Consider the following 20,818-nt stretch of genomic DNA (forward strand, 5'->3'; position numbering starts at 1 on the left):
GCATTGCTGACAAGTCGCTGAAGATCTCAAGCACCGGAGCTCTCATGGCCCAATCGTCCGCGTACAGTTACACCGAACGCAAGCGCATCCGAAAAAGTTTCGGCAGCCGCGACAGCGTCGTCGAAATTCCCTACCTGCTGCAGATGCAGAAGGACGCGTACACCGCGTTCCTGCAAGCGGGCATCGCTCCGCAAAAACGCACCGTCGAAGGCCTGCAGGCCGCGTTCGACGCCGCCTTCCCGATCGTCTCGCACAACGGTTTCGTCGAGATGAAGTTCCTCGAGTACAACCTGGCGAAGCCGGCGTTCGACGTGCGCGAGTGCCAGACCCGTGGTCTGACCTTCGCCTCGGCGGTGCGCGCCAAGGTCCAGCTCATCATCTATGACCGCGAGTCGTCGACCTCGCAGTCGAAGGTGGTCAAGGAAGTGAAGGAGCAGGAGGTCTACATGGGCGAAGTGCCGCTCATGACCGAGAAGGGCTCGTTCATCATCAACGGCACGGAACGCGTGATCGTTTCGCAGCTGCACCGTTCGCCGGGCGTGTTCTTCGAACACGACAAGGGCAAGACGCACAGCTCGGGCAAGCTGCTGTTCTCGGCCCGCGTGATTCCCTACCGCGGTTCGTGGCTCGACTTCGAGTTCGACCCGAAGGACATGCTGTACTTCCGCGTCGACCGTCGCCGCAAGATGCCGGTCACGATCCTGCTGAAGGCCATCGGCCTGAACCCGGAATCGATCCTCGCGAACTTCTTCGTCAACGACAACTTCCGCCTCATGGACAGCGGCGCGCAGATGGAGTTCGTCTCCGAGCGCCTGCGCGGCGAGGTCGCGCGCTTCGACATCACCGACAAGTCGGGCAAGGTCGTGGTCGCCAAGGACAAGCGGGTCACCGCGCGCCACACGCGCGAACTCGAGCAGGGCGGCACCACGCACATCAGCGTGCCGGAAGACTTCCTGATCGGCCGCGTGATCGCGCGCAACATCGTCGACCCCGACTCGGGCGAGATCCTGTCGAAGGCCAACGACGAGCTGACCGAATCGCTGCTGAAGAAGCTGCGCGGCGCCGGCGTGCAGGACATCCAGGTCATCTACACCAACGAACTCGACCAGGGCGCGTACATCTCGCAGACCCTGCGCATCGACGAGACGGTGGACGAGTTCGCCGCGCGCGTGGCGATCTACCGCATGATGCGCCCCGGCGAGCCGCCGACGGAAGACGCGGTGCAGGCCCTGTTCCAGCGCCTGTTCTACAACCCGGACACGTACGACCTGTCGCGCGTCGGCCGCATGAAGTTCAACGCCAAGGTCGGCCGCGACGAGTCGACCGGCCCGATGGTGCTGACCAACGAGGACATCCTGGCGGTCGTCAAGATCCTGGTGGACCTGCGCAACGGCAACGGCGAAGTCGACGACATCGACCACCTCGGCAACCGCCGCGTGCGTTGCGTCGGCGAACTGGCCGAGAACCAGTACCGCACCGGCCTGGCCCGTATCGAGAAGGCCGTGAAGGAGCGGCTGGGCCAGGCGGAGCAAGAGCCGCTGATGCCGCACGACCTGATCAACAGCAAGCCGATCTCGGCCGCGCTGAAGGAGTTCTTCGGCGCCTCGCAGCTGTCGCAGTTCATGGACCAGACGAACCCGCTGTCCGAGATCACCCACAAGCGCCGCGTGTCGGCCCTTGGCCCGGGCGGTCTGACGCGCGAGCGTGCCGGCTTCGAAGTGCGCGACGTGCACGTGACCCATTACGGCCGCGTCTGCCCGATCGAAACGCCCGAAGGCCCGAACATCGGCCTGATCAACTCGCTGGCCCTGTATGCCCGCCTCAACGAGTACGGCTTCATCGAGACGCCGTACCGCCGCGTGGTCGACAGCAAGGTCACGAACGAGATCGACTACCTGTCGGCCATCGAGGAAGGCAAGTACGTCATCGCCCAGGCCAACGCGGCGCTGGACAAGGACGGCAAGCTGACCGGCGACCTGGTGTCGGCGCGTGAAGCCGGCGAATCGATCCTGGTCGGCGCCGAGCGCATCCAGTACATGGACGTGTCGCCCGCGCAGATCGTGTCGGTGGCCGCTTCGCTGGTGCCGTTCCTCGAGCACGACGACGCGAACCGCGCGCTGATGGGCGCCAACATGCAGCGCCAGGCCGTGCCCGTGCTGCGTCCCGAGAAGCCGATGGTCGGCACCGGCATCGAGCGCGTCTCCGCGGTCGACTCCGGCACCGTGGTCACGGCCACCCGCGGCGGTATCGTCGACTACGTCGACGCGACCCGTGTCGTGGTGCGCGTGAACGACGACGAGGCCGCGGCCGGCGAAGTCGGCGTGGACATCTACAACCTGATCAAGTATCAGCGTTCGAACCAGAACACCAACATCCACCAGCGTCCGATCGTCAAGCGCGGCGACAAGATCGCCAAGGGCGACGTGGTGGCCGACGGTGCATCGACCGACCTCGGCGAACTGGCCCTGGGCCAGAACATGCTGATCGCGTTCATGCCCTGGAACGGCTACAACTTCGAAGACTCGATCCTGATCTCCGAACGCATCGTGGCCGACGACCGCTACACCTCGATCCACATCGAGGAACTGGTGGTGATGGCCCGCGACACCAAGCTCGGCGCCGAGGAAATCACGCGCGACATCCCGAACCTGGCCGAACAGCAGCTCAACCGCCTCGACGAGTCCGGCATCATCTACGTGGGTGCCGAAGTCATGCCCGGCGACACGCTGGTGGGCAAGGTCACGCCGAAGGGCGAGACCACGCTGACGCCGGAAGAGAAGCTGCTGCGCGCCATCTTCGGCGAGAAGGCTTCGGACGTGAAGGACACCTCGCTGCGCGTGGACCAGGGCTCGCAAGGCACCGTGATCGACGTGCAGGTGTTCACCCGCGAAGGCATCCAGCGCGACAAGCGCGCCCAGCAGATCATCGACGACGAGCTCAAGCGCTTCCGCCTCGACCTGAACGACCAGCTTCGCATCGTCGAGGCCGATGCCTTCGACCGGATCGAGAAGCTGCTGACCGGCAAGGTCGCCAACGGCGGCCCGAACAAGCTCGCCAAGGGCACCAAGCTCGACAAGGCCTATCTGTCGTCGGTCGAGAAGTTCCACTGGTTCGACATCCGTCCGGCCGACGAGGAAGTGGCCTCGCAGCTGGAGTCGATCAAGAACTCGCTCGAGCAGACGCGCCACAGCTTCGACCTCGCGTTCGAAGAAAAGCGCAAGAAGCTCACGCAGGGCGACGAGCTGCCCGCGGGCGTGCTCAAGATGGTCAAGGTCTACCTGGCCGTCAAGCGCCGCCTGCAACCCGGCGACAAGATGGCCGGCCGCCACGGCAACAAGGGCGTGGTGTCGAAGATCGTTCCGATCGAGGACATGCCGCACATGGCCGACGGCACGCCGTGCGACATCTGCCTGAACCCGCTGGGCGTGCCCTCGCGGATGAACGTGGGTCAGGTGCTCGAGGTGCATCTGGGCTGGGCCGGCAAGGGCATCGGCCAGCGCATCGGCGACCTGCTGCAGCAGGAGGCCAAGGCGGCCGAGCTGCGCCAGTTCATGGAGCAGCTGTACAACGGCTCGGGCCGCGAGGAGAACATCGCCTCGCTGAGCGACGCCGACGTGCTCGAGATGGCAGCGAACCTGCAGAACGGCGCGACCTTCGCGACGCCCGTGTTCGACGGTGCCTCGGAAGAGGAAATCCGCGGCATGCTGAAGCTCGCCTACCCGGACGACATCGCCAAGGCCAAGGGCCTGACCGAGAGCCGCACGCAGGCCTACCTGTTCGACGGCCGCACCGGCGACCAGTTCGAGCGTCCCGTCACCGTCGGCTACATGCACTTCCTGAAGCTGCATCACCTGGTGGACGACAAGATGCACGCGCGCTCGACCGGCCCGTACTCGCTGGTCACGCAGCAGCCGCTGGGCGGCAAGGCGCAATTCGGCGGCCAGCGTTTCGGGGAAATGGAAGTGTGGGCGCTGGAAGCCTACGGCGCTGCCTACGTCCTGCAGGAAATGCTGACCGTGAAGTCCGACGACGTGCAGGGCCGGACCAAGGTCTACGAAAGCATCGTCAAGGGCGAGCACTCGATCGAAGCCGGCATGCCGGAATCGTTCAACGTGCTGGTCAAGGAAATCCGTTCGCTGGGTCTCGACATCGAGCTCGAGCGTTCGTAAACGAAGGGGATAGAGTCTTATGAAATCGCTACTCGACCTGTTCAAGCAGTTCACCCCGGATGAGCATTTCGATGCCATCAAGATCGGCATGGCTTCGCCCGAAAAGATCCGCTCGTGGTCTTTCGGCGAGGTGAAGAAGCCCGAGACGATCAACTACCGCACGTTCAAGCCCGAACGCGACGGCCTGTTCTGCGCCAAGATCTTCGGCCCGATCAAGGACTACGAGTGCCTGTGCGGCAAGTACAAGCGCCTCAAGCACCGCGGCGTGATCTGCGAGAAGTGCGGCGTCGAAGTCACGCAGACCAAGGTCCGCCGCGAGCGCATGGGTCACATCGACCTGGCCGCTCCCTGCGCGCACATCTGGTTCCTGAAGTCGCTGCCGTCGCGCCTGGGCCTGGTGCTCGACATGACGCTGCGCGACATCGAGCGCGTGCTGTACTTCGAAGCCTACGTGGTGACCGACCCCGGCATGACCCCGCTGAAGAAGTTCAGCATCATGTCCGAGGACGACTACGACACGAAGCGCAAGGAATACGGTGACGAGTTCATCGCCAAGATGGGCGCCGAAGGCATCAAGGACCTGCTGGAGGGCATCGAGCTCGACAGCGAGATCGAGAAGCTGCGCGGCGACCTGACCGGTTCCGAAGTCAAGGTCAAGAAGAACTCCAAGCGCCTGAAGGTGCTCGAGGCCTTCCGCAAGTCGGGCATCAAGCCCAACTGGATGGTGCTCGACGTGCTGCCCGTGCTGCCGCCGGACCTGCGTCCGCTGGTGCCGCTGGACGGCGGCCGCTTCGCGACCTCCGACCTGAACGACCTGTACCGCCGCGTCATCAACCGCAACTCGCGTCTGCGCCGCCTGCTGGAGCTCAAGGCTCCGGAAATCATCGCGCGCAACGAAAAGCGGATGCTGCAGGAAGCCGTCGACTCGCTGCTGGACAACGGCCGCCGCGGCAAGGCCATGACGGGCGCCAACAAGCGCGCGCTCAAGTCGCTGGCCGACATGATCAAGGGCAAGAGCGGTCGCTTCCGCCAGAACCTGCTGGGCAAGCGCGTCGACTACTCGGGCCGTTCGGTCATCGTGGTGGGCCCGACGCTCAAGCTGCACCAGTGCGGCCTGCCGAAGCTGATGGCGCTCGAGCTGTTCAAGCCCTTCATCTTCTCGCGCCTCGAAGCCATGGGCATCGCGACCACGATCAAGGCTGCCAAGAAGGAAGTCGAATCGGGCACGCCGGTGGTCTGGGACATCCTGGAAGAGGTGATCAAGGAGCACCCGGTGATGCTGAACCGCGCACCGACGCTGCACCGCCTGGGCATCCAGGCCTTCGAGCCGATCCTGATCGAAGGCAAGGCGATCCAGCTGCACCCGCTGGTCTGCGCGGCCTTCAACGCCGACTTCGACGGCGACCAGATGGCCGTCCACGTGCCGCTGTCGGTGGAAGCGCAGATGGAAGCCCGCACGCTGATGCTGGCCTCCAACAACGTGCTGTTCCCCGCTTCGGGCGAACCCTCGATCGTTCCCTCGCAGGACGTGGTGCTGGGTCTGTACTACACGACCCGCGACCGCATCAACGGCAAGGGCGAAGGCCTGATGTTCTCGGACATCGGTGAAGTGCAGCGCGCGCTCGACGCCAACGTGGTCGAGCTGACCGCCAAGGTCGCCGTGCGCATCACGGAGTACACCAAGAACAAGGAAACCGGCGAATTCGTGCCGTCGACCTCGCTCGTGGACACCACCGTGGGCCGTGCCCTGCTGTCCGAGATCCTGCCGAAGGGCCTGCCGTTCTCGAACATCAACAAGGCGCTGAAGAAGAAGGAAATCTCCAAGCTCATCAACGTGAGCTTCCGCAAGTGCGGCCTGAAGGAGACCGTGGTCTTCGCCGACAAGCTGCTGCAGAACGGCTTCCGCCTCGCGACCAAGGCCGGCATCTCGATCGCCATCGACGACATGCTGGTGCCGGCCGAGAAGCACGGCATCATCGACCGCTCGGCCAAGGAAGTGAAGGAGATCGAGCAGCAGTACGTCTCCGGTCTCGTGACCTCCGGCGAGCGCTACAACAAGGTGGTGGACATCTGGGGCAAGGCCGGCGACGAAGTGTCGAAGGTGATGATGGCCAAGCTGTCGAAGCAGAAGGTCATCGACCGCCACGGCAAGGAAGTCGAGCAGGAGTCCTTCAACTCGATCTACATGATGGCCGACTCGGGTGCCCGCGGTTCCGCGGCCCAGATCCGCCAGGTGGCCGGCATGCGCGGCCTGATGGCCAAGCCGGACGGCTCGATCATCGAGACGCCCATCACCGCGAACTTCCGCGAAGGCCTGAACGTGCTGGAGTACTTCATCTCCACCCACGGTGCCCGAAAGGGTCTGGCCGACACGGCGCTGAAGACGGCGAACTCGGGCTACCTGACCCGCCGTCTGGTCGACGTGACGCAGGATCTGGTCGTGATCGAGCAGGATTGCGGCACGCACGACGGCGCGCTGATGCGCGCGATCGTCGAGGGCGGTGAAGTCATCGAATCGCTGCGCGACCGTATCCTCGGCCGTACCGCGGCCGAAGACGTGGTGCACCCCGAGACGCGCGCCGTGCTGGTCAAGGCCGGCGACATGCTCGACGAGGACACGATCGAGGCCATCGAGGCCGACGGCGTGGACGAAGTCAAGGTCCGCACCGCGCTGACCTGCGCCACGCGCTTCGGCATCTGTGCCAAGTGCTACGGCCGCGACCTCGGCCGCGGCGGCCTGGTGAACAACGGCGAAGCGGTCGGCGTGATCGCGGCGCAGTCGATCGGCGAACCGGGCACGCAGCTCACGATGCGTACCTTCCACATCGGTGGTGCGGCTTCGCGCGCGGCTGTCGCTTCGAGCGTCGAGGCCAAGTCCAACGGCGTGATCGGCTTCAACGCCACGATGCGCTACGTGACCAACAGCAAGAACGAGCTGGTGGTGATCGCACGTTCGGGCGAGATCGTCATCCATGACGAGCACGGCCGCGAGCGCGAGCGCCACAAGGTGCCGTACGGTGCGACGCTGACGGTCAAGGCCGACCAGCAGATCAAGGCCGGCCACGTGCTCGCCAACTGGGACCCGCTGACGCGTCCGATCATCACGGAATTCGCCGGCAAGACCCAGTTCGAGAACGTCGAGGAAGGCCTCACGGTCGCCAAGCAGGTGGACGACGTGACCGGTCTGTCGACCCTGGTCGTGATCGACCCGAAGCGCCGCGGCGCCGCCAAGGTCGTGCGTCCGCAGGTCAAGCTGATCGACGCCTCGGGCGCCGAGGTGAAGATCCCCGGCACCGACCACTCGGTGACGATCGGCTTCCCGATCGGCGCGCTGATCCAGGTGCGCGACGGCCAGGACGTGGGCCCCGGCGAAGTGCTGGCGCGTATTCCGGTCGAAGGCCAGAAGACCCGCGACATCACCGGCGGTCTGCCGCGCGTGGCCGAGCTGTTCGAAGCCCGTTCGCCGAAGGACAAGGGCATGCTGGCCGAGATGACCGGCACCGTGTCGTTCGGCAAGGAGACGAAGGGCAAGATCCGCCTGCAGATCACCGACCCGGAAGGCAAGGTCTGGGAAGAGCTCGTGCCGAAGGAAAAGAACATCCTGGTGCACGAAGGCCAGGTGGTGAACAAGGGCGAGAGCGTGGTCGACGGTCCGGCGGACCCGCAGGACATCCTGCGCCTGCTGGGTTCGGAAGAACTCGCGCGCTACATCGTGGACGAGGTGCAGGACGTGTACCGCCTGCAGGGCGTGAAGATCAACGACAAGCACATCGAGGTGATCGTTCGCCAGATGCTGCGCCGCGTCGTGGTCGACAACGTCGGCGACACCAACTACATCTCGGGCGAACAGGTCGAACGCAGCGAAATGCTCAACACCAACGACGCCCTGCGCGCCGACGGCAAGATCCCCGCGACGTACACCAACCTGCTGCTCGGTATCACGAAGGCCTCGCTGTCGACCGACTCGTTCATCTCCGCCGCTTCGTTCCAGGAAACGACGCGCGTGCTGACCGAGGCCGCGATCATGGGCAAGCGCGACGAGCTGCGCGGCCTGAAGGAAAACGTCATCGTCGGCCGCCTGATTCCCGCGGGCACCGGCATGGCGTACCACCAGGCACGCAAGGCCAAGGACGAGATGGACGAGGCCGAGCGCCGCGCCATCGCCGAGTCCGAAGCCGCCGAACTGGCTGGTTCGTCCAGCGATGCCACCACCACGGCCGACGCCAGCGAAGGCGCCGCGACCGAATAACTGGTTAGCATCGCCCGGCCATGACCGGTCGTGAACGCCTCCCGGCCCTCGCGGTCGGGAGGCGTTTTTTCATGGGGGCGCCGGTTTTCCGCCGGCCTTCCCGTCCTTCGTTTCCGCTTTTCCTGGAGTGCCGTCGATGAGCGTGTTGCCCGATTCGCTGGCCGGCTGGGTCGTCGTGGCCGTGCTGCTGTTCTGGTTTGTCGGCGCTTACAACCGGCTGGTGCGGCTGCGGGCCGCGGTCCTGCAGGCCTATGCCACGCTGGACGCCGCGCTGGCGCGCCAGCTCGACTTCGTGCAGACCAGCCTGAGCGCGCCGTCGGCCGCCGAGGAATCGACCGATACCGCGGCAGGCGCCGCATCGCTGCAGGCCGCGACCACGCAGATGGCCACCCTGCTCGGCGCGACTCGGCAGCGCCCGCTCGAGGCCGGCAGCATGTCGGCGCTCGCGACCGCGCTGCAGGTGCTGCTGACCGCCTGGCAGCGCCGGCATCCGGATGCGGTGACCTCCTTCCATCCCGACGGCACGCTGTCGCGTCCCGCGGGGCAGGCCTCGACGGCGAACGCGCTGGTGCCGGTGGCGGCCGCGGGCGCGATCGCGGTCGAGCCGATGGCCTGGCCCGAGCCGTCGGCCGCCGCCGAGATCGCGCGCACCCAGTTCAACCTCGCGGTCGCCAGCTACAACGCGGCGATCGCCCAGTTCCCGGCGCTGCTGGTGGCATGGGCCGTGCGTCTGAGGCCCGCGGCGCCGCTGCACTGAACTTCGGCCGCCCGTTTCGTTCTTCATATTGCCCGGGTGGCGGACATCCGGGCCCTTTAACATCGCCCGCATTGCCTGCTCTTCCTTCTGACCCCTCGCACGGCGGCGCTTCGCCGCTGCAACCGCCGCTCTGGCGCCAACTGCAATTGACCGCGGGGGCGCTGGCGTCGATCCGCGCCGGCACCTCGGGCTCGGTCGCTTTCGAGGCCGTCGAACCGGCGTTGCGTCCCGGCGTCCAGGCGCTGGGCTTCCAGGTGCTGCGCTGGCTCGGCCGCGCCGAAGCCCTGCGCCGCCATCTCGCCAAGCGCACGCCGCCGCCGCTGCCCGATGCGCTGCTGTGCACCGCGCTCGGCCTGGCCTGGGACGCGGCGCAGTCGCCCTACGAGCCTTTCACGCTGGTCGACCAGACCGTGGAGGCCGCCAAGCGCAACCCGGCCACGCGCGCGCAGGCCAGCTTCATCAATGCCTGCCTGCGGCGCTTCCTGCGCGAGCGCGACGAGCTCGTGGCCGCCACCGATGCCGAACCGGTGGCGCACTGGAACCATCCGCGCTGGTGGATCGAGAAGCTCAAGCGCGACCATCCGCGCGACTGGCAGCGTGTGCTGCAGGCCGACAACGCCCAGGCGCCGATGACCCTGCGCGTGAACGTGCGCAAGACCGCCGCCGGCCCCTATCGCAACGAGCTCGCGGCGCTCGACATGCCGGCCACGCCGGTCGCCCTCAACGGGCTGCAGCTCGCGCGCGCGCGGCCGGTGCAGCAACTGCCCGGTTTCGCCGATGGCGCCTGCTCGGTGCAGGACGCCGCCGCCCAGCTCGCCGCGCCGCTGCTGCTCGACGGGCTCGCGGCGCCGTCCGGCCGGCGGCTGCGCGTGCTCGACGCCTGCGCCGCGCCCGGCGGCAAGACCGCCCACCTGCTCGAGTTCGCGGGCCCCGATGCCCTCGAGCTGACCGCGCTCGAGGTCGACGCCGTGCGCAGCCGCCGCATCGACGAGACCCTGGCGCGCCTCGACCTGCAAGCCAAGGTGGTGGTGGCCGACGCGGCGCGGCCCGCCGACTGGTGGGACCGGACGCCGTTCGACGCCATCCTGCTCGATGCCCCCTGCACCGCCTCGGGCATCGTGCGCCGCCATCCGGACGTGCGCTGGCTGCGCCGCGAGAGCGACACCGCCCAGCTGGCGCTGCAGCAGGCCGCGCTGCTGGCGGCGCTCTGGCCCCTGGTGCAGCCCGGCGGACGGCTGCTTTACTGCACCTGTTCGGTGTTTCGGGAAGAGGGTTCGCAACAGATCGATGCGTTTCTTGCACACAACACCGACGCCCGATTGCGGCCATCGCCGGGGCATTTGCTGCCTCAAAGCGGGGCGAATGCCCGTGGCGTCCAGGACAATCCCCTGGGTGACCACGACGGCTTTTTCTACGCCCTGCTTGAAAAGCACCCGGGTTGAACCGCGCAAGCCCCGGTGGCTGGTGCTGCTGGCGCTGGTGGTCGTGCTGCTCGTCACGGTGCTGGCGCCGCCCGTGCTGGCCCAGACGCGCAATGCCGCCGCCGTCACCCAGATGCGGCTCGAGCAGTCCGACGATGCCGTCTACCTCAATGCCGCCGTGCAGTTCGAGCTGCCCGCGCTGGTCGAGGACGTGCTCGACAAGGGCATCGCGATCTACTTCGTGGCCGAGGCTGAGATGTTCCAGGAGCGCTGGTACTGGACCGACCGCAAGGTCGCGCAGGCCACGCGCCACATGCGGCTGGCCTACCAGCCGCTGACCCGCCGCTGGCGGCTCAACGTCTCGCCCCTGCCGCTGTCGGGCTCGGCCAGCTTCAGCCTGTCGCTGAACCAGAACTTCGACAGCCTCGCCGATGCGCTCGAGGCCGTGCGGCGCGTGGGCCGGCTGCGCATGGGCGACTCGGCCGAGATCGGCGACGACCCGCTGCACCAGGTCACCTTCCGCTTCCGGCTCGACACCTCGCAGCTGCCGCGGCCGTTCCAGATCGGCGTGGCCGGCCAGGCCGACTGGAACATCTCCGCCGAGCGCAGCGCGCGCCTGGCGGTGGAGAAGCAGCGGTGAGTTCCAAGCCGCGCAGCGGTGCCGCGGCCACGCCCGCCGCGCGCCGCTCGCGCGCGATGCGCTGGGCCGTGGGCGTCGGCGCCGCGCTGGTCACCGCCATCGGCCTGGTGCTGATGTTCCTGCTGGCCCAGGCCACCAACAACCGCGAGCTCTACGAGCGCTACTACGTGCGCCTCTTCGGCATCAACGTCGTGGTGGCGGTGGTGCTGGTGCTGGTGATCGGCTGGGTCGCGTTCCGGCTGCTGCGCCGGTTGCGGCAGGGCAAGTTCGGCAGCCGCCTGCTGATCAAGCTCGCCGCCATCTTCGCGCTGGTGGGCGTGGTGCCGGGCGCGCTGGTCTACGTCGTGTCCTACCAGTTCGTCGAGCGCTCGATCGAGAGCTGGTTCGACGTCAAGGTCGAGGGCGCGCTGAACTCGGGCCTGAACCTCGGGCGCGCCACGCTCGACGCGCTGTCCGACGATCTCGCGGCCAAGACCCGAGCGGCCGGCGGCCAGCTCGCGCAGGTGTCCGATGCGAGCGCGGGCCTCGCGCTCGAACGCATCCGCGACCAGCTCGAGGCGACCGACGTGGTGCTGTGGACCAACGCGGGCCAGCTCATCGCCACCGCGGGCGCGTCGCGCTTCCAGCTCAATCCCGAGCGGCCCACGCCGCAGCAGCTGCGCCAGGTGCGCGCCGACCGCGCCATCGCCCATGTCGAGGGACTCGACGAGCCGCCACCGGGCATCCTGCTGCCGCCGGCCACCGTGCGCGCGCTCGCGATGGTGCAGCGCCCGGGTTTCGACCTCGATGCCGCGCCGCGCTTCCTGCAGGTCACGCGGCCGCTGCCGCCCAACGTGGTGGCCAACGCGCTCGCGGTCGACAAGGCCAACCGCGAGTACCAGGAGCGCGCGCTCGGGCGCGTGGGCCTGCGCCGCATGTACATCGGCACGCTCACGCTGAGCCTGTTCCTCGCCGTGTTCGGCGCCGTGCTGCTCGCGGTGCTGTTCGGCAACCAGCTCGCGCGGCCGCTGCTGGTGCTGGCCGACGGCGTGCGCCAGGTGGCCGCGGGCGACCTGCGGCCCACGGCCGTGTCGCAGGGCAAGGACGAGCTCGGCGGCCTCACGCGCTCGTTCGCCGTCATGACGCAGCAGCTGGCCGAGGCGCGCACCGCGGTCGAGAAGACCATGGGCCAGCTCGATGCCGCGCGCGCCAACCTGCAGACCATCCTCGACAACCTGACCTCGGGCGTGATCGTGCTCGATGCGGCCGGCACCGTGCTGTCGACCAACCCCGGCGCCACGCGCGTGCTGCGCGCGCCGCTGGCCGCCTACGAAGGCCAGCCGCTCGCCGAGGTCCCGGGCCTGGCCGACTTCGGTGGCGCGGTGCAGCAGCAGTTCGAGGACTTCCTCGTCGAGCGCATGCAGCATGGCCTCGACCACTGGCAGCATGCCTTCGAGCTGCATGCCACCGGCACCGACCTGCCGCAGCAGGAGGGCGCCATCAACATCGTGGCGCGCGGCGCCGAGCTGCCCGGGGCCGCGCGGCTGCTGGTGTTCGACGACATCTCCGAGATCGTCTCGGCGCAGCGCGCGCAGGCCTGGGGCGAGGTCGCGCGGCGCCTCGCGCACGAGATCAAGAACCCGCTCACGCCGATCCAGCTCTCGGCCGAGCGGCTCGAGATGAAGCTTTCGGGCAAGGTCGCCGCGCCCGAGCAGGCGGTGCTGGTCAAGTCGGTGAAGACCATCGTCGACCAGGTCGATGCGATGAAGCGGCTGGTCAATGAATTCCGCGACTACGCGCGGCTGCCGGCCGCCGACCTCAAGCCCGTCGATCTCAATGCGCTGCTGGTCGACGTGCTCCATCTCTACAACGCCGAGACCATGCCGATCGCGCTGCGCTTCGAGCCCGACGAGCGCTGCCGTCCGATCCGTGGCGATGCGCAGCAGCTGCGGCAGGTCATCCACAACCTGCTGCAGAACGCGCAGGATGCCGCCGAGGCCGCGGCCGGCGCCACCGGGCAGCGCGGCGAGGTCGTGATCCGCACGCGGCTCGGCGATTCGGGACAGCGCGTGCGGCTCACCGTGCAGGACAGCGGACCGGGCTTCGCCGAGAACATTCTCAAGCGCGCGTTCGAGCCCTACGTCACGACGAAAACAAAAGGTACAGGTTTGGGCCTCGCGGTCGTCAAGAAGATCGCCGACGAGCATGGCGCGCGCATCGAGCTGTCCAACCGCGTCGTCGACGGGGCTATAGCGGGGGCGCAAGTCTCGCTATCATTCGCGCTGGCAGGCGAGCCGCAGGCAGCGGCCGCTCACACCGAAGATTCCAAGTAAGTCTTCCGCCGCGCGGCGCGACCGAAAGAGGCCGTCGCACCAACACACCAGCGCACACAACAAGCAGCACTCATGGCAAACATTCTCGTGGTCGATGACGAGCTGGGCATCAGGGACCTGCTCTTCGAAATTCTCAATGACGAAGGCCACAACGTCGAACTCGCGGAGAACGCGGCCGAGGCACGCGCCGCGCGCCAGCGTGCGCGTCCCGACCTCGTGCTGCTCGACATCTGGATGCCCGACACCGATGGCGTGACCCTGCTCAAGGAGTGGTCCACCGCGGGCCTGCTCACGATGCCCGTCATCATGATGAGCGGCCACGCCACCATCGACACCGCCGTCGATGCCACGCGCATCGGTGCCTTCGCCTTCCTCGAGAAGCCGATCACCCTGCAGAAGCTGCTGAAGGCCGTCGAGCAGGGCCTCGCGCGCGAGAGCGCACGCCGCGCCGCGGCCGGTGTCGTGCCCACGCCCACCGGCCATGGCCAGCCCAGCGCCATCACCACCACGGGCGACAGCCTGCTGATGGCCTCGCTCGCGTCGGTGCCCGTGCCCGACCAGGGCCCGCAGTCCACGCAGAGCTTCGATCTCGATCGTCCGCTGCGCGATGCGCGCGACGGTTTCGAGAAGGCCTACTTCGAGTTCCACCTCGCGATGGAGAACGGTTCGATGACGCGCGTGGCCGAGAAGACCGGCCTCGAACGCACCCATCTGTATCGAAAGCTCAAACAACTTGGCGTGGATCTTTCGCGGGGCCGCAGAAGCGCTGTATAATCGCAGGCTCCACACTGCAACACAGTGGTTGAACAGGCCTTCAAGGCCAGGTTCTTCCGGTGAATCGGTGAGGTGCCATCCCAGGCCCGGTAGCTCAGTTGGTAGAGCAGCGGATTGAAAATCCGCGTGTCGGTGGTTCGATTCCGCCCCAGGCCACCAAATTGCAAGGCGCTGCAACTTTCCAGGTTGCAGCGCCTTTTGCTTTGGGCCGTCGCCCGAGGTGGTTCAGCGATAGGCCACGAGCAGCAGCAGAACCAGCGTCAGCCCCGCGGCGAGCATGCCGGCCTTCAGCAGTCGGGCGCCCAGTCCCTGGTGCGGCAGAAACTGCCGGTCCGCCAGCGAACGCAGGTCCAGGGCTTCGGGATCGAAACGCGCCAGGCCGACGCGGCGCCGGGCCTCGGTCTCGAGCAGATGGGCCGTGCCCCGGGCGTGCAGCTCGCCCTCCAGCGCGCGCTTGCGCCAGACACGGGCCAGCTCCTCGAGCTCGCGGTCGGACAGTCCCTCTACGTTTCGCATGCCCCGGATTTTGCCTACGGAATTCCGTCGGCGTTGTCGCGCGCGCTTTCAGGCCCCGGGGCGGCAGGGGCGCGCGGGCCGAAAAAAAAGCCCGCACGAGGCGGGCCGAAGGGTCCGTACTCGCATCGGACCGGGAGGAAAGCCCACCCCCGAGGGAGGAGGAGAGAGAGGTGGGCAGGCGGATTCTGGCGGGCGATCTGGGAGACATCTTGTCGTTGCGAGACGCGTCGAACTTGCACGGCCGTGACCGATACTGCCGCGCCGCCATGAACGCCCAGCAGCCACCCGACCCCGACCTTCGCGCCGACGAAGGCCGCGACACCGCCCGCGCACGCGGCTCGGTGCTCGAGGTCTTTTTCGCCTTCCTCCAGCTCGGCCTCACGTCCTTCGGCGGCCCGGTGGCCCATCTGGGCTACTTCCGCGCGGCCTTCGTCGAGCGCCGCGGCTGGCTCGACGACCGGAGCTATTCGGACCTGGTGGCGCTGTGCCAGTTCCTGCCCGGGCCCGCGAGCAGCCAGGTGGGCATCGCGCTCGGGCTGGGGCGCGCGGGCTGGGGCGGGGCGATCGCGGCGTGGATCGGGTTCACGCTGCCTTCGGCTGTCGCGCTCGTGCTGTTCGCGGCCGGTGTCGCGCAGTGGTCCGCGCTCTCGCAGTCGGGCGCCGTGCATGGGCTCAAGGTGGTCGCGGTGGCCGTGGTCGCGCAGGCGGTCTGGGGCATGGCCAGGACCTTGTGTCCCGATCGCTTGCGCGCGGGCGTGGCGATCGTCGCGGCGCTGCTGGTGCTCGCGGTGCCCTCGGCATGGGGGCAGATCGCGGCCATCGTCGCGGGTGGCGTGGTGGGACGATGGGCGCTGCAGCTGGTCCCTCCGCCCGCGGCCCGGCATCGCGACTACGGCGTGGGCAAGACGACCGGCGCCGTGCTGCTCGGGCTGTTCGTCGTGCTGCTCGTGGCACTGCCCTTCGTGGCCGCCGCATGGCACTCGCCAGGGCTTGCCGTCGTTGCCGACTTCTACCGGGCCGGTGCTCTGGTGTTCGGCGGCGGGCACGTCGTGCTCCCTCTGCTGCAGGCCGGGGTGGTGCCAAGCGGGCTGGTCTCGAACGATGTCTTCCTCGCGGGCTACGGCGCCGCGCAGGCGGTGCCGGGGCCGCTGTTCACCTTCGCCGCGTTCCTCGGCGCCGTCATGCCCGGCCCCTTCGGCGGCTGGCTCGGTGGACTGGCCTTGCTGCTCGCGATCTTCCTGCCCGCGTTCCTGCTGGTGGCGGGTGCGCTGCCGTTCTGGGAGACGCTGCGCCAGCGCGATGGCGTGCAGCGCGCGATGGCCGGCGTCAACGCGGCCGTGGTCGGCGTGCTGGCGGCGGCGCTCTACGACCCGGTGTGGACCAGCGCCATCCACACGCGCGCCGATTTCGGATTGGCGCTCGCGGCCTTCGGGTTGCTGGTCTGGGCGCGCATGTCGCCGGTGCTGGTGGTCGCGCTGGCGGCTGTCGCCGGCGGGTTGATGGCGCTCTGAATCAGGCGCCGAGCAGCGCGAGCGTCGCTTCGTCGCGCACCCCGCCGTAGTAGCGCGCGAGCACCTCGCCGAAGACCGGCTCGCCGCGCGCGGCGACCTCGAACAGCGTCATGCACGAACACAGCTTCAGATCGTCGGGCGAGCCGAAGATCTGGTGCGCGCTCTTGCCTTGCACGTCGAGCACGAGCTGCGTGCACTGCCGCAACCGTTGCGAGAGCACCGGATGCGCCCAATAGGCCACCGCCTCAGCTATGCCCTCGAGCCCGAAGAAGCGCGCCGTCGAACTGCGGCCCAGCGCCGCGAGCTGCGGGAACACGAACCAGATCCAGTGGCTGCGCTTGCGCCCCGCGGCGAGTTCGGCGCAGACCTCGGCGTACACCGGGTCCTGCGCGTTCACGAAGCGTTCGAGGTCCCAGGGGGTCGATGTCATCTCGAGGTCCTTGGTGGATGCGGCGTGTGCATGCCCGCATCAGACGCAAGCCCGGCGCGCGCGTCAACCCCGCGCGCCGGATGTCCCGCTCAGGACTTGATGAACGCGAGCAGGTCCGCGTTGAAGCGATCCTTGTGCGTGTCGGTCAGGCCGTGCGGCGCACCGGGATAGACGATCAGCTTGTTGTTCTTCACGAGCCTGGCCGAGGCCAGGCCGGCGGCGCCGATCGGCACGATCTGGTCGTCGTCGCCGTGCACGATCAGCGTGGGCACGTCGAACTTCTTCAGGTCTTCGGTGAAGTCGGTTTCCGAGAAAGCCTTGATCGAGTCGTAGGTGTTCTTGTGGCCCCCTTGCATGCCCTGCGCCCACCACGAGTCGATCAGGCCCTGCGAGGGCTTGGCACCGGGCCGGTTGAAGCCGAAGAAGGGACCCGAGGGCACGTCCTTGTAGAACTGCGAGCGGTTCGCGAGCTGCGCCGCGCGCAGGCCGTCGAATACCTCGATCGGCAGGCCACCGGGGTTGGCGGCCGTCTTGAGCATCAGCGGCGGCACGGCCGAGATCAGCGCGGCCTTGGCCACGCGCTTCGTGCCATGGCGGCCGATGTAGCGCGCGACTTCGCCGCCACCGGTCGAGAAGCCGACCAGCACCACCTTCTTCAGGTCCAGCGTCTCGATGACGGTGGCGAGGTCGTCGGCGTAGGTGTCCATGTCGTTGCCGTTCCACGGCTGGCTCGAGCGGCCATGGCCGCGGCGGTCGTGCGCCACGGCGCGGAAGCCCTGCGAGGCGAGGAACAGCATCTGCGATTCCCAGCTGTCGGAATTCAGCGGCCAGCCATGGCTGAAGACCACGGGCTGCCCGCTGCCCCAGTCCTTGAAGTAGAGCTGCGTGCCGTCCTTGGTGACGATGGTGTTGCCCGAGCTGCGCTGGCCCTTGGCCGCGCGCGCGGGCGCGGCCTCGGCGTTGCGCGCGAGGCCCGCGCCGGCGAGGGCACCGGTCGCGAGCGTGGCGGCGCTGCCGGTCAGCAGGCTGCGGCGCGTGGTGGAAGAAGAGGGGGTCTGGTTCGAGGACATGGTGATTTCCTTTGGCTGGAGGGGTGGGAACGGGTGGACGGGAGAACTAGCGGATGAATGAATATCGCATGCGATATAAATGCCTTGAAAAAAGGCAGCCGGCAACGACTGCCTCGCGAGAGATGGTGGTGGTCATGCGTTCCTGTCGAGGCTGGCGCGCAGCGTCTGCAGTTGTTCGCGCAGGCCGTCGATCTCGTCGCCCGACAGCTCCATCGCCTGCGCGACGCAGGCCGGGATGGCCTTGGCCTTGGTGCGCAGCGCGCGCCCTTCGGCCGTGAGCGACACGATGACCTGGCGCTCGTCGAGGGCCGAGCGTGCACGCGCGATGAACCCGCGGGCCTCGAGCCGCTTGAGCAGCGGCGTGAGCGTGGTGGTCTCGAGCGAGAGGCGGGTGCAGATCTCGGACACGTTGAGGCCGTCGCGCTCCCACAGCACCAGCATCACGAGGTATTGCAGGTAGGTGAGATCGAGATCGCGCAGCAGGCCGCGGTAGACCTTGTTGAGGCTCAACATGGTCGAGTAGACGGAGAAGCACAGCTGCTCGTCCAGCGTGAGCCGGTCGGCACTGGGGGCGACGGCTCGGGCGGAGGTGCTTCTCTTGGCTGGCATGGGCCGAATATTAGATCGCATGCGATTCAATTGCAAGCGCTTTGTTTGCCGGGGTGCGACGCGGTCCACGAACAGGCACGCCCGCCTGCGACGGCGCCGCGCGCCTTTCTCCTACGGCATCGCGCCGCTCGGCCGCTATCTTGAAGCTTCGCGGCGCAGGCCTTCGGCCCTTCGAGCCAGGCGGATCCTCGATCCGCCCGCCGGCGCCATTCCCCGATCCCAGCCCTTGCATCCATCATGAAGACTTCCCGCACCCTCTGGCCCCTGGGCCTCGCCGCCGCGCTCGCGCTCGGCGCCTGTTCCACCGGCACGCCCAAGGTCTCGGCCGTCGACAACCAGGCCGAGCCCACCGTGCTGCTCGTGCCGCTGCGCGTCGAGGACCCGGCGCACGGCTCCGGCTGCTGGGCCCAGTTCTATTCGAAGCGCGACTTCCAGGGCGATGTCGTGACGCTGGTCGGCCCCGCCACCCTGCAGAGCCTCGACAAGGGCACGGCGCGCCAGCTGCAGCGCGACATCGATAGCGTGACCGTGGGCCCGCGCGCCACGCTCGAGGTCTACCAGCACGCGATGTTCCGCGACCGCACCGTGAGCTTCCCGGCCAACAGCCGCGAAGGCGGGCTGATCAGCCGGCTCGGCTTCGGCGGCCGCATCGAGGCGATGAAGCTCAACTGCAAGTAGCCGCCACGCGGCCGCAAAAAAAGAGCCCGGCATGCCGGGCTCTTCGTCGTTCAGGGCACCGCGATCAACGCGCCGCGCGCTCCGCGTTGCGCAGGTCGCGGATCTGGTCATGGTTGCGCTGCGCCCCGCGCGCCTGCGCCTCGACGATCTCGCGCACGCCGGCCGGCAGCATCTGCTTGAGCGCCTTGCGGTAGCGCGCCACGGCCGTGTCCTCGCCGCGTTCGCTCTCCTCGAGGATCGAGAGCCGGCTGTTGGCGCCGACCGCGCCCTTCACATGCACCCAGCCGCGATGCATCGCACCGCTGGCCGTGCCGCCCGCGGCCGGTTGCCCGCCATAGGACTCGACGATGCGCACCAGTTGCGCCGCCGCGCTGGCGCACTCGGCGGAGCGCGCCGCGAACATCCGCTGGAGCTGCGCATCCTCGATCTCCTCGGCGCAGACACGGAAGCCGTATTCGCCATCGCGGCTGGTCTCGAGCAGGTCGTTGATCACGTCGACCACGTCGTCGTTGGCCAGCGGCGGGCCGTCCACCGCGGGAATCGCGCTGTCCTCGTCGCTGTAGTAGAGGCGGTCGGCGCGTTCCCAGGCGGCCTGCGACGCAGGCCGGGCACGCGTCCAGTCGAGCGTCGAAGCACCGCGGCGCGCTTCCCATTCGCGTGCGAGCGTGGGCTCGACGGACGCGAACTCATCGTGGCCCGCGGCACGTCCGCTCCAGCCCAGCTCGTAGGCCGGCGCATAGTCGTCGTAGCTGCGGCCCGCCTCGTAGTAGGGCTCGCGCTCATAGGCCGATGCCCAGTGCGCGCGCTCGACGCTCGGGTTCACGCGTTCCGCGACGGCCTTGCCGCCCATGCCGCCGAGCACGGCGCCGGCGATCAGGCCGGCCGCCGCGCCCGCGGGGCCACCGACCGCGCCGACCGCCGCGCCGGCCAGCGCGCCACCGGTGGCGCCGACGCCGGTGCCCACCGGGTGCGAGCCGGGCTCGCCGGTGATCGGGTCGCGGTGCAGGTTGTTGTTCGTGTCGAGCAGATGCTTTTCCTTGGCCATGTCTGACTCCTTTCGGTGAGTGAGGTGTGTGGATGAAGTGGGAAAGAAACTTCATCCTGGGACCGCACCGGGCGCGCATCGTCGGTGCGCCACCTGCATCGCTGTAGGCGATGGCGCGCGCCGCTCAGGCGCGTTTGGCCGCGGGCAGCGCCGCGGGCGAGCCCATCGATGCGTTCTCGCAGAAGCTCAGGAACTCGTTGATCTCTTCGGACTTGTCGAACACCGCGTCGGCGCCGAGCTGCAGGCATTGCGCGCGGTTCGCGCGCGTGGCCGCGTTGGTCAGCGCGATCACCGTGCGGCCGTTCTTCAGCGGCGCGAGCCACGACAGCACGCCCAGTCCGGTGCCTTGTTGCAGGAACAGGTCCACCACGGCGAGCCGCCAGGCATCGTCGTGCGCCTGCAGCCACGAGATCGCCTCGGCCTCGCTGTTCGCCGACCCCACCACCTCGGCGCCAAGGAAACCGCCGAGCACCACGCGCAGACTGTCCTGCACCAGCGGCTCGTCCTCCACCATGAAGATGGAGATCGGGCCGCGCGGCGGGCGCGCGCGGCGAGTCGTATCGGGTGCGGTGGGCATGGCGAAGGGCGTGGAGCGGTGTGATGGCACTGTGCGGCCGCGCCCCCGCGCAACGACAAG

Annotated in this window: 15 protein-coding genes and 1 tRNA gene; 10 read left to right on the forward strand and 6 right to left on the reverse strand. The window is 68.2% G+C overall.

The window, feature by feature from the left end; translation table 11 throughout:
* Nucleotides 1-44: 44 nt before the first annotated feature.
* The 8 genes from rpoB to AC1HIL_RS08030 all read left to right on the forward strand — a co-directional run bounded on the left by rpoB (nucleotide 45) and on the right by AC1HIL_RS08030 (nucleotide 14,481).
* Entirely contained in the window at nucleotides 45-4,169 is a 4,125-nt protein-coding gene (gene rpoB / locus AC1HIL_RS07995; protein ID WP_057596627.1) for a DNA-directed RNA polymerase subunit beta, read from the forward strand.
* A 19-nt stretch (nucleotides 4,170-4,188) separates the two neighbouring features.
* Nucleotides 4,189-8,418, forward strand: a complete 4,230-nt coding sequence (gene rpoC, locus AC1HIL_RS08000) for a DNA-directed RNA polymerase subunit beta' (protein WP_057596626.1) — start codon at nucleotides 4,189-4,191, stop codon at nucleotides 8,416-8,418.
* 136 nt (nucleotides 8,419-8,554) lie between these two features.
* Nucleotides 8,555-9,175 carry a LemA family protein gene (locus AC1HIL_RS08005; protein WP_261216429.1) on the forward strand — a complete coding sequence of 207 codons (621 nt, stop codon included), beginning with the start codon at nucleotides 8,555-8,557 and terminating at the stop codon, nucleotides 9,173-9,175.
* 71 nt (nucleotides 9,176-9,246) lie between these two features.
* Complete coding sequence (rsmB, locus tag AC1HIL_RS08010) at nucleotides 9,247-10,617, forward strand: 16S rRNA (cytosine(967)-C(5))-methyltransferase RsmB (RefSeq protein ID WP_409976594.1); 1,371 nt, start codon at nucleotides 9,247-9,249, stop codon at nucleotides 10,615-10,617.
* Nucleotides 10,598-11,236, forward strand: a complete 639-nt coding sequence (locus AC1HIL_RS08015) for a DUF4390 domain-containing protein (RefSeq protein WP_057596624.1) — start codon at nucleotides 10,598-10,600, stop codon at nucleotides 11,234-11,236. Before rsmB ends, AC1HIL_RS08015 begins: the two co-directional genes overlap by 20 nt.
* Nucleotides 11,233-13,548: a sensor histidine kinase gene (locus AC1HIL_RS08020; protein ID WP_479671540.1), complete on the forward strand. Its 2,316-nt coding sequence runs from the start codon at nucleotides 11,233-11,235 to the stop codon at nucleotides 13,546-13,548. Before AC1HIL_RS08015 ends, AC1HIL_RS08020 begins: the two co-directional genes overlap by 4 nt.
* Before the next feature lie 72 nt (nucleotides 13,549-13,620).
* Nucleotides 13,621-14,322 carry a response regulator gene (locus AC1HIL_RS08025; protein ID WP_057596622.1) on the forward strand — a complete coding sequence of 234 codons (702 nt, stop codon included), beginning with the start codon at nucleotides 13,621-13,623 and terminating at the stop codon, nucleotides 14,320-14,322.
* Nucleotides 14,323-14,405: 83 nt separating this feature from the next.
* Nucleotides 14,406-14,481, forward strand: a tRNA-Phe gene (locus tag AC1HIL_RS08030).
* A 66-nt stretch (nucleotides 14,482-14,547) separates the two neighbouring features.
* Here the strand turns inward: AC1HIL_RS08030 and AC1HIL_RS08035 are convergent.
* Nucleotides 14,548-14,838, reverse strand: coding sequence for a hypothetical protein (locus AC1HIL_RS08035; protein ID WP_057593228.1), 291 nt, complete (start codon nucleotides 14,836-14,838; stop codon nucleotides 14,548-14,550).
* A 266-nt stretch (nucleotides 14,839-15,104) separates the two neighbouring features.
* Here AC1HIL_RS08035 and chrA point away from each other — a divergent pair, with 266 nt between their 5' ends.
* The gene (gene chrA / locus AC1HIL_RS08040; RefSeq protein WP_479671541.1) at nucleotides 15,105-16,349 is read left to right on the forward strand and encodes a chromate efflux transporter; all 1,245 of its coding nucleotides are present in this window, start codon (nucleotides 15,105-15,107) and stop codon (nucleotides 16,347-16,349) included.
* A 1-nt stretch (nucleotide 16,350) separates the two neighbouring features.
* Here the strand turns inward: chrA and AC1HIL_RS08045 are convergent, their stop codons facing one another.
* The 3 genes from AC1HIL_RS08045 to AC1HIL_RS08055 form a co-directional block, all read right to left on the reverse strand.
* A complete protein-coding gene (locus tag AC1HIL_RS08045) occupies nucleotides 16,351-16,779 on the reverse strand; it encodes a DUF1810 domain-containing protein (RefSeq protein WP_479671542.1) in 429 nt (142 codons plus the stop codon).
* An 89-nt stretch (nucleotides 16,780-16,868) separates the two neighbouring features.
* Nucleotides 16,869-17,849, reverse strand: a complete 981-nt coding sequence (locus AC1HIL_RS08050; protein ID WP_479671543.1) for an alpha/beta fold hydrolase — start codon at nucleotides 17,847-17,849, stop codon at nucleotides 16,869-16,871.
* Between the two features lie 132 nt (nucleotides 17,850-17,981).
* The gene (locus AC1HIL_RS08055) at nucleotides 17,982-18,458 is read right to left on the reverse strand and encodes a MarR family winged helix-turn-helix transcriptional regulator (RefSeq protein ID WP_479671544.1); all 477 of its coding nucleotides are present in this window, start codon (nucleotides 18,456-18,458) and stop codon (nucleotides 17,982-17,984) included.
* Between the two features lie 237 nt (nucleotides 18,459-18,695).
* On the opposite strand from AC1HIL_RS08055, the gene AC1HIL_RS08060 reads away from it, so the two are divergent.
* The gene (locus AC1HIL_RS08060) at nucleotides 18,696-19,136 is read left to right on the forward strand and encodes a hypothetical protein (RefSeq protein WP_057593223.1); all 441 of its coding nucleotides are present in this window, start codon (nucleotides 18,696-18,698) and stop codon (nucleotides 19,134-19,136) included.
* 64 nt (nucleotides 19,137-19,200) lie between these two features.
* Here AC1HIL_RS08060 and AC1HIL_RS08065 read toward each other — a convergent pair whose 3' ends face one another.
* Both AC1HIL_RS08065 and AC1HIL_RS08070 read right to left on the reverse strand, forming a co-directional pair.
* On the reverse strand, nucleotides 19,201-20,181 hold the full coding sequence (locus tag AC1HIL_RS08065; protein WP_057593222.1) for a PA2169 family four-helix-bundle protein: 981 nt from the start codon (nucleotides 20,179-20,181) through the stop codon (nucleotides 19,201-19,203).
* Between the two features lie 124 nt (nucleotides 20,182-20,305).
* A complete protein-coding gene (locus AC1HIL_RS08070) occupies nucleotides 20,306-20,758 on the reverse strand; it encodes a response regulator (RefSeq protein ID WP_057593221.1) in 453 nt (150 codons plus the stop codon).
* Nucleotides 20,759-20,818: the final 60 nt, after the last annotated feature.

Source organism: Variovorax sp. ISS6, assembly GCF_056523145.1.